This window comes from Arthrobacter sp. Hiyo1 (assembly GCF_001263615.2).
GTDB lineage: Bacteria > Actinomycetota > Actinomycetes > Actinomycetales > Micrococcaceae > Arthrobacter.
The window spans coordinates 441362-453109 of record NZ_DF952470.1 but is presented as its reverse complement, the minus strand read 5'-3'; the positions used below and the strand labels follow the sequence as shown (position 1 = coordinate 453109).

The following is an 11748-nucleotide window of genomic DNA, read 5'->3' as shown; positions in this document are numbered from 1 at the left end:
GTGAACGGGTTAACTAGTCCTGCGGGGGACTCGTGTGAAGACGGACGCAGCGTTCGAATTCGGTAGGCTGAGCCAAAATTGTCTGGGATTGGGGCTACGCATGTTTGGGCTGAGCGGGTGTCGCCCTTGATTCGGCGGGGCGGAGCTATTTGGTGGGGCAGGGCATATTTCGCCATGCAGGCGATTGCCGGTTTCTTGTGGTGGGCCGCGGTTTTCCTGTCGCCGGTGGTGCGCGAGGCGACCCTCGGTAACCTCGACCCGGTTGCGGTTGCTGTCTTCGACATTCCTTTATTCGTCGTGGCGTCGGCCGTGGCGTCTTTTGGCGTAAAGGCTGCCGCGCTGGTGAGTGCCGGCTGGACGGGCGCCGTTGCCGTCGCACTGGCGGTTTACGCCACTGTCACAACCGAAGCGGGCTGGGGCGTACTCGGCATGGGCGCTGCGAGCGCGGGCTCGCTGATCTCGCTCTGCCTAGTCTTGCTGGGACACGTGCCGACCGCGTGGATCATCCGCGGTCCGTTCGCATTCCGTCCCGCAATCCCCCGCGCGACCGCCGCCGCCCACGTGGCCTCAACATTTGGGCAAATTGTCCTGTTCTGGGGGTTCTTCCTGGCGGTGATTCCGTTCGCAGTTGCCTTTCTCGAACAGCGCTGGGCGGTGGTTCTCCCGTTTCCGTCGTTTGCCGCTCCTGTGGGTGTCGCCGTTCTGGTACTAGCCAGCGCCCTTGGTATCTCGGCGGCCGTGGCGATGTCGACGTTGGGCAATGGCACCCCGCTGCCGTCGGCAATGCCCAATCATCTGGTCATCGCGGGTCCGTATCGCTGGATCCGGAATCCAATGGCGGCCGCAGGCATTCTCCAGGGCGCGGCAGTTGGCGTCATCCTACAGTCATGGCTGGTAGTGGCCTACGCCGTCGTGGGCTCGCTGGTGTGGAATTACGTTGTCAGGCCGCTTGAGGAATCTGACCTGGAAGAACGGTTCGGCGAAGAATTCCGTCAATACCGCGATGCCGTGCGCTGCTGGGTACCGCGGATGTCGGGGGCTTCGCGCACTCAGGAACGATGAGTGCACACCCATGTCCCTTCGAAGGTTGTCGTTCCTCAGTCTCGCTCGCTCGGACCGAGAGCTACAGCCCAATATTGTCTCGCAATAACCCTTTTATTGTGAGACAATACTAAAATGGGGATCAGCTGGGCGGACAGCGCAAACAAACATGGAATTGCCCGCGGGGATGCGTTGCATGCAATCTTGAACCAGATCTACCACGTTGAAGAGTTCGATGAGCCGCGTCTTCCACGTGATGGAGGCAAGGCGGAAGATACTCGACATTGCCGAGAGAGGAACAACGGAATGAATGAGAAGAAGGCCAAGGGCGGTCAGGACCTGAGCCCGGAGGAACAGGCCCACTTCCGTGCCCTGGGCGAATGGGCGGAGACCGCCGACATAGGCCCTGACGCCCGCATCACCAAGGCGTCCGGGCAAGGTGCCGGACGCGCCCTGCTGGAAGCAGCCCTGGGCTCGCCCGAGGCAGTAAAAAGAGCCGTCGGCAAACCCTCCCTGAGCAGCAGCGGAACATCCCCGTCCCGGACCATCCGCCTCCCGAAGGACATGGACGCACAACTGGTTGCCCGGTCCGAAATCGAGCACCGCAAGCCGAGCGAAATCCTCAGGGAAGCACTGGCCCAATACCTTGCCAAAGCCTCCTGACAGGCAGACAGCTGATTGACGGGCCCGGTAGTCGTAGATGACAACGCTGCCGATTGGGGGTATGTTTGCCCACTCTTGGCCGCCTATTTCATACTGTTGGTCTCCTTGGTCACTTTTCATGTGCTCCCAGGGATGACGAATTCGTCCAGGAATTCTTCCGTGGAGGAGATCTCACCACCAGTATGGTGGTTGCATAACGCAACCACTGATCTGAGGGGACCTTCACCATGGCTGTTCGAGTTGACCTGAATATCTCGCTGGATGGTTTCGCCACGACGACGGACGCAACTCCGGAGAATCCGTTCGGTTCGGACTGGGGCCGACTCGTTGACGCATATACGTCCACCCGCACTTTCCGTGAGCGGGTTCTGCATGACACCAGTGGAGAAGGAACGTCCGGCGTCGACGACAAATACGCCGCGGCCTACTTCGAGGGGGTCGGAGCTGAGATTATGGGTGCCGGCATGTTCGGGTTCCATAACTTTCCCGACGACCCCGAGTGGAAGGCTGGTGGGGTGACGAGCCGCCCTTCCGCGTCCCGGTGTTCGTCCTCACTCACACCCCCCGCCCTGACATCACGATGGCCGGCGGTACGACCTTCCACTTCGTCAGCACCAGCCCCGAAGAAGTGCTTGAACGAGCGCTCAGTGCGGCGGGTGAAGAGGATGTGCGTATCGGAGGTGGCCCCACCGTTGTGCGCGATTACCTCAGTGCCGGACTTGTCGATCGGCTGCACGTCGCGATCACACCAATCCTGCTCGGTAGCGGAATACGGCTCTGGGACGATCTCCGGGGGCTAGAAAGCGACTACACCGTCACGTCAGAGACCGCCGAAAGCGGCATCATCCACGTCACCTTCCGCCGATAACCATCACACAGGATCGTCTGAGTGCGGCTACTCGCGTTTGAGCGTGAGCGCCAGGCTGGGAACCGCGAAGGACAAGAGAAAGATCGGCAGGGGGCTCTTCCCGCTACACCGGAATCTGGCGGTTTCGCCCTCGGCGGCGTCGAAGGGCCGGTCGGCAAGCCATCGGTGGCGAGCCGTCCGCCGTCGTTCATCTGGGCTGGTCCAGTCGACCGCTACTGCTTCAGCGGCGCGAGCTGGATTTGCTTCGCGAGCGCGTAAGCGGTTGGAAGATCGCTGTCGCTTTCGACGAACACTCGGCCAATGACGAGCGCGGAATCAGTTAGCGAAGAAATCTGCGTCATCCCGTTGGGTACCGTTCCCTTCCAGCCGGGTCCGCTGAGGACATAGTCGCCGGCTTCGGTTCCCGTGGTGCGTTTGCCGACGTAGGCAAAGTTTGTGCTTTTCGACGGGTCGGTGAACTGCACGCTGAAATAGCGCCCGGCCATGTCCGGTACGTGCAGGATTTGCGGCCCTTTGCTCAAGTCGAGCCAACCGCCGATGTAGAGCAAGTCGTCGGCCCCCGTTGCCATAAGGCTCCCGCGCGAAGTCGCGTCGACGGGGACGATGTGCCGGGCACGGCGTACAGCGTGTTGACGGGGATGGGGCCCTCACCGAATCCGTGCTTGAGTATCGCCCTCTTGTACCCGTTGACTGTGAGTCGCGGCCAGAGGTAGATGAAAGCGGGCGCGCCGAGCCCCCATACGATGACCGCCGCTATGACCAGAGGAACGATTCCGTCCCCGTTGGCGATCCGCCGGTAAATGACCCAGGCGAAGACGGCCAGTATGACGGCGGTGAGGGGACGTCCGTACTTCAAGATGAGGCGGTTCATTTCACTGCGCCCTGACAACCGACGGCAATTGGTACGTGCCGTCGAGAATCGCCGCGCCAGGCAGATACACGCGGAACATCAGCTTGAACTTTCCGGACGGAATGGGCAGCCAGTTCTGCTCGTGCCCGCTCGGAGCCTGATGCTGCAGATAGATGTCGACCGAACCGTCGGCATTCTGTGCCAGAGCAGAACGGTCACCAACGCTGTAGCGATTGGTGGGATTTTCCACCATGTACCCGACGGTATCGGTCGGGGTGAGCGACCAGAAGGCGTCATGCGGCGGGAGGTTCCCGGGAGGAAAATGCAGGACGTATCCATTCCCGCCGCTCAGCGTTTGCCCTGAGCCATCCACAGTGGCGGTCCAGTACGCAGCCTCTTCAAACACATTCACGACAGGCAGGGCCTTGGCGCAGGCGGCCCGGACGAGGACTCCGTTGCCAGGCTGGCCGCATTTGCGGATGGCACTCCAACCGTTGACGGTCGTTGTGAGCGCCCTGCCCACGGCGTTCATGACCAGGATCGCCGTCAAGAACGCAAGCACGGCACCGAGAATCAACCCTTGCACCACACCGGACTGGGAGAACCACGCGAGGGCATTTGCCATAACCGCAAACTACCACTGGGCTATGTCGTTGGGGGTGCTACGGCGCAGCGACGACGCGGGTACCGACCAACAAACAGGACGGCGATCCGCCAGCCCCACCACCGGCGACGACACGGAGTACCGTCAACCTCTCGAGTGCGCTGTCGCAGTCAGTCCCCGGGCGACGTTGAACGGCCAAGGGTGTACGTGACGTTGCGGTCGTTCTTGGTGCCGCAGATCAGGATGCCGATCGTTTCGCTGTGATGTTCACGGCTGAGAAATCCCAATTGTCCAGATGGCGTCTGGACAATTGGCGTCGGATTGTCGGAGCGTCCAACTACGGTGGAATCATGACCCAGCTCGAACCGGACCCTTCCGGGAGACTACGCCGCCGCCCTCATGTCGTTGAAAAGCCTCGTACGTGAGGCTCAACAGCGGGCTCAGCGCGTCGTGAATACCGCCATGATCGAGCTTTACTGGAACATCTGACGGACCATTCTGGACAGGCAGAAGAACGAGCCTTGGGGAAGTAAGGTACTCGAACATGGGAGCAGGACAGCATCGAGTTCATCCAGCAAAAGACGGGCCGGGTCTTGGCGCTTCCCCTGCTCAACGATGTTGGTGAAGCACTCATTGACTACCTGCGCAACGCCAGGCCGCACTCGGACTCCGAGTACGTGTTCCTGAAGTTGCACGGCCCGTGCGAGCCCATGCTGCCGGTATCGATCCACGCCGTGGTCTATGCACGATTGAAAGCCGCAGGGGTCGCGATCCCGGCGGGAAAGAAGCACGGTCCACACGCCCTTCGACACTCGCTTGCCTCAGCCTTGCTGGAGAAAACAGTGCCGCTCCCGGCGATCTCTGAGGCACTCGGGCATGCCAGCACCGGTTCGACGGCGATATACCTAAAGATCGATCTGGGACAGCTGCGCGAGTGCGCTCTGGACGTGCCGGGCCTCCACGAGAGCTATCTCGCCAGCCTGGGTGGTGACAACGATGAGGATTGATGAGCAGGCGTCATACTACGAGTCCATCTTCGCCGAGCACATGGCCGCCTTCGTCCGCTACAAGCGCGCACAACGCCTGAGCTATACCGCGGTGCCCCGGACGCTGCGGGCGTTCTCCAGATTTATCGCCTCGACGGGCCAAACCGAGATTGCGATCAGTCAGGAGCACGTCGACCAATGGTGCCGCCGACGGCCCAATGAACGTGCCAGCAACCAGCGCAACCGAGTCGCATACACGAACCAATTCCTCAACTACCTGGCCGCACAGGACTTCCCGGTGGCTTTCCCGCGACCCCCGAAGCGTCGAGGAGACCGGGACTCGTTCACCCCCTACGTGTTCACCCGACGCGAGCTGGACCGGCTTTTCGCCGCCTGCGCCGGACTCAAGGCCAAATCGTCCTCGGTCATGCCGGTCCTGCTCCCGGTCTTGATCAGGCTCCTGTATGGGTGCGGCCTGCGCGTGTCCGAAGCGCTGAACCTGACCCGCGGTGATGTCGATCTCAACAACTGCTGCCTCACCGTCCGCCACGCGAAGTACGACCAGGACCGCCTCGTCCCACTCTCTTCGTCGCTGGCCGACATCATGCGCCGCTACGACGCCACCGCACCACGGCTATTCACCGCCGACCGCGACACCCGGTTCTTCACTCACAACGACGGTCGGCCCGTCACCTCCGACAGCATTTACAGATGGTTCAGGAAGACCCTGTGGGCCGCCGGCATCTCGCACGGCGGCCGTGGTCATGGACCCCGCGTGCACGACCTTCGGCACACCTTCGCCGTTTACTCGCTCCAAGGCCTGGTCAACCAAGGCGCCGATGGCTACTGGGCCCTACCGACCCTGGCGACCTACCTCGGCCACGCATCGGTCAAGGGGACCGGCCAATACGTCCGCCTGATCCCGGACATGTTCCCCGAAGTCCCCGCCGCCATGAACGCCGTCGCCTCCTGCGTGATCCCAGGAGGCGATCTCGAATGAGCACCCATGATTTCCAGTACCTCCTCAGCGAGTTCCTCGCCCGGTTCCTTCCCGGAGAGGTCGGCTCAGCGACGAACACCATCAGGTCCTACCGAGATGCATTCATCTTCCTCAGGTACTGCAAGGCCCACGAGAACATCGCCCCCGAGCACATGACCTGCGAGCTGTTGACCAAAGATCTCGTGGAGCGATTTCTGGCCTGGCTCGAAGCCGAGCGGGGCTGCACCGCAGCGACCCGCAACCAGCGACTGGCCGCGATCCGGTCATTCTGCCGCTACTTGCAAGCCCGGGATATCGAGCGGATCGGGCAGTACCAGCGTGTCCTTGCGATACCAAAGAAGAAGACGACCACCGCCTCACCCCGCCACCTCTCACTCGACGGGATCCGGCTGATCCTCGACCAGCCCGATACCAGCAAACCCTCCGGGCGACGCGACCTCGCGTTGCTCGCGCTTATCTACGACACCGGCGCCAGGGTCCAGGAGATCGCCGATCTGACCCTCGGCGACCTGCGAACCGATCCTCCCGCAACAGTCAAACTCACCGGCAAGGGCAACAAGACCAGGATCGTGCCGCTGATGCTACCGACAGTCACTCTCGTCCAGCGTTACGCCGACGGCGCTGGCCTCACCGGACCCGCCAACAGGTCCCGGTCTCTGTTCCCCAACCGTGGGGGTGTGAAAATGACCCGAAGCGGCATCGCCTACATCCTGGATAAGCACGTAGCCGCCGCAAGGGAAGCCAGCCCCGCGACATTGCCGGACACGATTTCGCCACACACCCTCAGACACAGCAAGGCGATGCATCTACTTCAAGCCGGAGTCAACCTCGTCTACATCCGGGACATCCTCGGCGACGCCGACCTGAAGACCACCGAGATCTACGCCCGAATCGACGGCGAGATGAAGCGACGAGCACTCCAGAGCGCCTTCACCAACCTCACCCCGGCCGATGCCATGCCCCTGTGGCACCAAGACAAGGACATGCTCACCTAGCTGACCAACCTCGGACGCTGACCCCACCAGAGCGGGGCGTTATGCCAAGAACAGCTTCAGCGACGTGCCGTCAACACGCCAGCGCGAACAAAGACTTCGGCATAATGTCCCACTCCGCATAACCGGCATTATGAGCAGCTGCGCATAATGTCGGCAAACTCAACTTCTACGTCGCGCTCGTCGATGATCTGCTGCGCCGGGACTACCATAACGAAACCGTCGGCATCCTGATCTGCGGCACCAAAAACGACCGCAGCGTTCGCTACAGCCTAGGACGCTCCACCTCGCCCATGGCCGTCGCCGCCTACACCTACGACAAGCTCCCCGCAGCCGAACAGCAGGCACTCCCCAACGAAGGCCACCTTGTCGCCGCCCTGGAATGGGCCGAACCTGGCCCCTGAGGCCGAGGACACCAACTAGAGCTCAACCGCGAGAGCCGATTTATGACCATGCAGGTTCGCAGTTCCAAGCCCGGTCCCTGCCGTATCCTGACAGAGAACGAAATCATGAGTGCTACCGCCCACGCACGCCGAGAAATACGATGTGCGGTTTGCCCAGCAGTTTCTGTTCATTGCCAAACACCTGCGCGGCGGCGGCCTGATCGCCGGCCGGTCGGCCGGCGATCAGGTGCCGAGTCCCGCACTTTCGCTTTGCCTGCAGACGAGAACTCGCCTCTCTTAGTCGAGTACCTCGACGAGCTCGAGAATATTTCCCTCCAGATCCCAAAAGTGCGCGCACCGCATCTTGAGTTCGTCGTAGTCGGCGACATCCCAAGCGAACTTCACGTCGCGAAGTTTGAGCTCTGCGACGGCGGCGGCGCAGTCATCCACGGTGAAGGCCATGTGGAACGGGCCATTCTTAATGGCCATACCGGGCGGGTCACCCCACTGAGTTGAAGACGGCGAGGATTCCTTCATCGAGACAAGCTCAAACGAGAATCCATTGACAGTCACGATCCGGACGTGAGCGTCAAGCTCCTCCGGGTCCCAGGCTCCGGTTACCACGGCACCTAGCTTCTCCTGGTACCAGGCAATCATTGCGTCCATATCGCGCACGGAGATTGCATAGTGGTGGCCACGGGTGACCTCGCCAAGCGGGTATTGCATTCGACCATTACCGGACATAGTTAAATCCCTACAGTTTGTTGGGGTGGATTAGACGAAATCAGCGCTTCGCTTGAGTACATCATTCATTGCGGTGAAACCGATCGTGGCTGCCTCCTCGACGGGGCGCAGCCAAACGTCATGCGGCGAGAAAAGCTCTGCGTCCGCCCAAGTGTCATAGCCGAGCTTGCGGAGTGCACCCAGGATTTCCACAGTTGGTGACGCGCCCGTTCCCGGCACCAGGCGGTTGGGGTCGCCGGCAGGTGCCCGGTCACACACATGCAGACCGATGACGCGATCGCCGTGAGCCCCGATGTCCTCGAACAACGTGGGTGAATCCCCAGAATGCCACGTGTCGATAAGAATGCCAACGGCATCCGCGACCCCTGCATCGTCGATAATGTGGGCCGTCTCAGCGATGGACTGACCCAGGGTGTGGATGATCGATGGGTGAATCGGCTCGATCGCGATTCGAACCCCGCTCTTGGTCGCCACATCCGCGATGCGGCGCAGACCTTCTCGCAGCGCAGTTTCAGCGGCTCGAGCGCTTTCGAAGCCGTCCGGCGAGCCAAACGACACAGTCACGGACGAAGGCTTGTACGGTCCGAGGCGCCGGACGGCGTCGCAAATCTGGCGGATACGGGTCTCGGTGTCCTTCGGACCTTCGAAGTCGATGCCCTTCCAGTCTCCCTTCGGCAACACCACTCCTTGCAAGGGCAGGATCGAGAGGACGCTGACGATGCAGTTCGACACCTCGAAGCCGTACCTGTCCAGCAGGCGGCGGTTGTTGTTGTCGTCCTCGGGCAGTTTCATCTCAAGAAGGCCAATGGCTTCGAAGCCCGCTGCTGCATATGCGGGCAAATCCTCTTCGAATGTGGCTTGCATGGTCGAGATCTGGTTCATGGCGGGTTTCATGCTGAGACTTCCTTTCGCGGGCGATGCTAAGGGCCCGTGGTGGTGAACATAGATCAGATGTACGCAGTGTGAGCAGAACAGGTGATGGGCGCCGTCCCAGGGTTGGACAGGCTGGCCAGATCCGACTGAACGAGAACGGAACGGCTGCTGACACAGGTTTCTCATTCGTGCTGCTTGACGTAGTTATAGTGCGACGACGTAAGAGTCAGGGGCGGGCGCTGAATGCACCTTTTTGGTTGCGATGAGCAGCATGATGGCGCAGAGAATCACCAGCGCCGGAATCACCAGAAAAGCGAGGAACGTGCCGGTGACGTCCGACAATGCCCCCAGGATAATGGGGAAAGTACCGATCGCGATCCCCTGTCCAATCGAGATGCGCGACTGCGCCTTAGTTTCCTCTCCAGAAGAGACTGAAAACAAAGAGGCAGCTGTCAAGGGCTGCAGCGGGCCGATCCCCAAACCAGCGATGAAGAGTCCTACGACGGCAACGAGAGGGACACTCGCAGTCCAGAAGATAAGCCATCCCAACGCAGTAACGGCAAGGGCAACCAGCAGCAAAGGTCTGAGCGTCCATCGGGTACTGAGTCGCGATGAGATCGATCGGGCAATCAGTTCACCCAGAACGAGCGCGGAGGCCGAGGACGCGGCTGCCCCCAGGCTCATGCCCGCACGCTCCGAGAAGAGCGCCGGAACCCAAAACAGGGTGGAGAACTCCAAAGCGATACCGCAAATGCAAGCCACCCAGAGGAGCCAGAATACGCCAGTAGTTTTCGATGGGCGGGCTGCTGACGGGTGAGCGGCGTTTCGCAGGCGTCGCCCGTCAAGTGCACCTACTCGGGGCATCCCCGCCAGGAAGAGGCATGCGATCACAAGGAGCACAATGGTGGTGGAGATGCCGATCCTCCATCCCCATCCCGCCGAGATACTCAGACCAACGAGGAACGGTGATGCCAGGCCCGCGGCCGCCCCAATCGCAGCGCCCTCACTCAACGCGGCTGGAGCCATGGCCTGGTGATGCACTGCCAGGCCCGGGAGCACTGAGGCGATTATCGACTCAGCCCCGAAAGCACACACAAAGGTCGCCGCGACAGTCAGAGGGAAGGAAGAACTCAAAAGGAGCCCAATGAGACCAACCGTCAGGATGGTGCTCGCAGAAAAAAGAACCCTCTTGCGTCCCAAACTGGCTGTGGCTCGGTTGATCGCGAGTGCCCCCAGAATAAGGCCCAAGGCGAGAGCCGGTCCTATCAGCCCCGCCTGCCCATTTGAGATCTTCTGCTCCTGGGCGATGATCGGAACACATGGAGAAAACCCAAGCATGAACCAACCAAATGTACAGAAGTACGCGTATAGCGAATAGGTGACGCGGCTTCTCACGAATTTAGGTTTAGCGGAAACCGCGACGATGGGTTCAGCGGACATTGCCTGCTCCTGCCATCGTGTGTATTGATTTCGTCATTGTCTTATCTCCTTTGATAGCAACAAACTTCAGAATCTGGATGAAAAAGGACGCCCCAATTCATTCACGGGCACCCACAAAGCACGATGTCGTTCTCTGACTTGAATTTCGCGCCGGTGGCGCGAGACTGCACGAACCATCGGAACGCCTTATGCAAACGTCTAGAAAGTGCGAATTGTGTTCCGGCTAAAAGGACTCGTCCGTCGCTGCCATCCGACAATGAATCGACGAACGCCGACAAGCGTCAGGCCGTCCTGGCGGGAGGGATCCCGGCTAGGGGCTACGCATCCGTTTGAAAGTACTGGAGCCGGCGAACCAGCCCGATTCGGGAGCGTCGCCGGGGTGGTCCCACGGAGCACCCCCGACCAAGCGCCCCATCTCGCGGAACTTCCCGTTGAAGAACAGGAGCGGCTGGCGATCGGTGATGTCCAAAGCGATGACCTCGCCCACCACGATGATGTGGTCGCCGCCGTCATAGATGTTCCAAGGCCGGCATTCAAGCGTCGCTGCATTCTTCAGCAACACCGGAACGTTGCCGGCGAGGGCCCACTCGGGCTCATCGTCCAGCACCTTGCCGCCGAAGTGCAACGCGACGTCCATCTGCTCGAGCGAGAGGATGTTGATCGCGAACGGGGCGCCTTCAAGATAGCGGGCGGCCCGTGAAGTACGTGTCAGCGTCACTTGAGCCAGCGGTGGGTCCAGGGACACCGCGGTGAAGGCGTTGACGGTGGCACCGTGCGGGACACCGTCGGCCGTGCGGGTGGTGACTACCGTGACTCCGGTGGCGAACCTGCCGAACGCGTGCCGCAGGTCGAGGTTATCAACTCCGGCTCTGACTGCTCCCTGAGTCATCGACATCTCCTGTCTGGTGTGGGGTTGTGTGGGCACTGAATGCTGCCTGGCTTTATGGGGCAGAAGGAGCGTTTTTGGCAGCGCGCCATCGCGGCATGTCTGCTGGATGGATCGACGGCGGAACGGTGCCGCCGTGTGCGATGTTTGGTTAGGCCCGGGGCCGCCCCCGTGCTTATGAGTACCAGTCCTGGAACTGGTAGCGGGCTTAGTCCTCGGGGTCGAGGATGAAGTCGTAGGTGACTTCGCGACCCTGGCCGTCGGCACGCCGGGTGGGTGCGAGGATGAGTTCGGGCTTGACGGCGGAGGCGATGTCGTCGGCAACGTGCTCGCCGCCTTCGAAGTAGAGCTGAGTGGTGATGGGCTGGTGCCCGGGAGCTGAAACCTTGAGGTGCAGGTGGGCGGGGCGCCAGGCGTG

General features: G+C 61.2%; 13 protein-coding genes and 2 pseudogenes. 7 read left to right on the top strand and 8 right to left on the bottom strand.

From position 1 onward, the window contains the following. Positions 1-174: 174 nt before the first annotated feature. The 3 genes and pseudogenes from AHiyo1_RS10970 (at position 175) to AHiyo1_RS10960 (ending at position 2572) form a co-directional block, all read left to right on the top strand. Entirely contained in the window at positions 175-1062 is an 888-nt protein-coding gene (locus AHiyo1_RS10970) for a methyltransferase family protein (RefSeq protein ID WP_059388589.1), read from the top strand. A 285-nt stretch (positions 1063-1347) separates the two neighbouring features. After that, entirely contained in the window at positions 1348-1704 is a 357-nt protein-coding gene (locus AHiyo1_RS10965; protein ID WP_216363181.1) for a ribbon-helix-helix domain-containing protein, read from the top strand. A 227-nt stretch (positions 1705-1931) separates the two neighbouring features. Continuing rightward, positions 1932-2572, top strand: a pseudogene (locus AHiyo1_RS10960) (dihydrofolate reductase family protein). Between the two features lie 212 nt (positions 2573-2784). Here AHiyo1_RS10960 and AHiyo1_RS25545 read toward each other — a convergent pair. From AHiyo1_RS25545 to AHiyo1_RS10950, 3 genes are read right to left on the bottom strand one after another with little or no spacing between them, the layout of a single operon-like run. Continuing rightward, a complete protein-coding gene (locus tag AHiyo1_RS25545; RefSeq protein WP_216363180.1) occupies positions 2785-3120 on the bottom strand; it encodes a DUF1254 domain-containing protein in 336 nt (111 codons plus the stop codon). Beyond that, positions 3090-3443 carry a hypothetical protein gene (locus AHiyo1_RS25540; protein WP_216363179.1) on the bottom strand — a complete coding sequence of 118 codons (354 nt, stop codon included), beginning with the start codon at positions 3441-3443 and terminating at the stop codon, positions 3090-3092. Before AHiyo1_RS25540 ends, AHiyo1_RS25545 begins: the two co-directional genes overlap by 31 nt. Position 3444: 1 nt before the next feature. Next, a complete protein-coding gene (locus tag AHiyo1_RS10950; RefSeq protein ID WP_059388587.1) occupies positions 3445-4047 on the bottom strand; it encodes a DUF1214 domain-containing protein in 603 nt (200 codons plus the stop codon). A 539-nt stretch (positions 4048-4586) separates the two neighbouring features. On the opposite strand from AHiyo1_RS10950, the gene AHiyo1_RS10940 reads away from it, so the two are divergent. From AHiyo1_RS10940 to AHiyo1_RS27720, 4 genes and pseudogenes are all read left to right on the top strand, one after another. After that, on the top strand, positions 4587-5033 hold the full coding sequence (locus AHiyo1_RS10940; protein WP_084784466.1) for a tyrosine-type recombinase/integrase: 447 nt from the start codon (positions 4587-4589) through the stop codon (positions 5031-5033). Next, the gene (locus tag AHiyo1_RS10935) at positions 5023-6012 is read left to right on the top strand and encodes a tyrosine-type recombinase/integrase (protein WP_059388585.1); all 990 of its coding nucleotides are present in this window, start codon (positions 5023-5025) and stop codon (positions 6010-6012) included. Before AHiyo1_RS10940 ends, AHiyo1_RS10935 begins: the two co-directional genes overlap by 11 nt. Then, entirely contained in the window at positions 6009-7007 is a 999-nt protein-coding gene (locus AHiyo1_RS10930; protein WP_059388584.1) for a site-specific integrase, read from the top strand. The genes AHiyo1_RS10935 and AHiyo1_RS10930 overlap by 4 nt, the downstream gene beginning before the upstream one ends. 155 nt (positions 7008-7162) lie before the next feature. Continuing rightward, positions 7163-7408: pseudogene (locus AHiyo1_RS27720) on the top strand (PDDEXK nuclease domain-containing protein); the annotation flags it as partial. A 276-nt stretch (positions 7409-7684) separates the two neighbouring features. Here AHiyo1_RS27720 and AHiyo1_RS10920 read toward each other — a convergent pair. The 5 genes from AHiyo1_RS10920 to AHiyo1_RS26600 all read right to left on the bottom strand — a co-directional run. Next, positions 7685-8131 carry a VOC family protein gene (locus tag AHiyo1_RS10920; protein ID WP_084784465.1) on the bottom strand — a complete coding sequence of 149 codons (447 nt, stop codon included), beginning with the start codon at positions 8129-8131 and terminating at the stop codon, positions 7685-7687. 30 nt (positions 8132-8161) lie between these two features. After that, the gene (locus AHiyo1_RS10915) at positions 8162-9025 is read right to left on the bottom strand and encodes a sugar phosphate isomerase/epimerase family protein (RefSeq protein ID WP_059388582.1); all 864 of its coding nucleotides are present in this window, start codon (positions 9023-9025) and stop codon (positions 8162-8164) included. A 183-nt stretch (positions 9026-9208) separates the two neighbouring features. Then, the gene (locus AHiyo1_RS10910) at positions 9209-10444 is read right to left on the bottom strand and encodes an MFS transporter (RefSeq protein WP_059388581.1); all 1236 of its coding nucleotides are present in this window, start codon (positions 10442-10444) and stop codon (positions 9209-9211) included. Between the two features lie 310 nt (positions 10445-10754). Next, positions 10755-11333, bottom strand: a complete 579-nt coding sequence (locus AHiyo1_RS10905) for a flavin reductase family protein (RefSeq protein ID WP_059388580.1) — start codon at positions 11331-11333, stop codon at positions 10755-10757. Positions 11334-11538: 205 nt separating this feature from the next. Next, positions 11539-11748: dioxygenase family protein (locus AHiyo1_RS26600; RefSeq protein WP_445286210.1), on the bottom strand; the 210-nt coding region annotated here is incomplete at its 5' end.

Excerpts from the sequence above, each read along its gene's own strand:
- AHiyo1_RS10970 (WP_059388589.1), top strand. The coding sequence starts at position 175 with ATGCAGGCGATTGCCGGTTTCTTGTGGTGGGCCGCGGTTTTCCTGTCG.
- AHiyo1_RS10965 (WP_216363181.1), top strand. The coding sequence starts at position 1,348 with ATGAATGAGAAGAAGGCCAAGGGCGGTCAGGACCTGAGCCCGGAGGAA.
- AHiyo1_RS25540 (WP_216363179.1), bottom strand. The coding sequence starts at position 3,443 with ATGAACCGCCTCATCTTGAAGTACGGACGTCCCCTCACCGCCGTCATA.
- AHiyo1_RS10950 (WP_059388587.1), bottom strand. The coding sequence starts at position 4,047 with ATGGCAAATGCCCTCGCGTGGTTCTCCCAGTCCGGTGTGGTGCAAGGG.
- AHiyo1_RS10935 (WP_059388585.1), top strand. The coding sequence starts at position 5,023 with ATGAGGATTGATGAGCAGGCGTCATACTACGAGTCCATCTTCGCCGAG.
- AHiyo1_RS10930 (WP_059388584.1), top strand. The coding sequence starts at position 6,009 with ATGAGCACCCATGATTTCCAGTACCTCCTCAGCGAGTTCCTCGCCCGG.
- AHiyo1_RS10920 (WP_084784465.1), bottom strand. The coding sequence starts at position 8,131 with ATGTCCGGTAATGGTCGAATGCAATACCCGCTTGGCGAGGTCACCCGT.
- AHiyo1_RS10915 (WP_059388582.1), bottom strand. The coding sequence starts at position 9,025 with ATGAAACCCGCCATGAACCAGATCTCGACCATGCAAGCCACATTCGAA.
- AHiyo1_RS10910 (WP_059388581.1), bottom strand. The coding sequence starts at position 10,444 with ATGTCCGCTGAACCCATCGTCGCGGTTTCCGCTAAACCTAAATTCGTG.
- AHiyo1_RS10905 (WP_059388580.1), bottom strand. The coding sequence starts at position 11,333 with ATGACTCAGGGAGCAGTCAGAGCCGGAGTTGATAACCTCGACCTGCGG.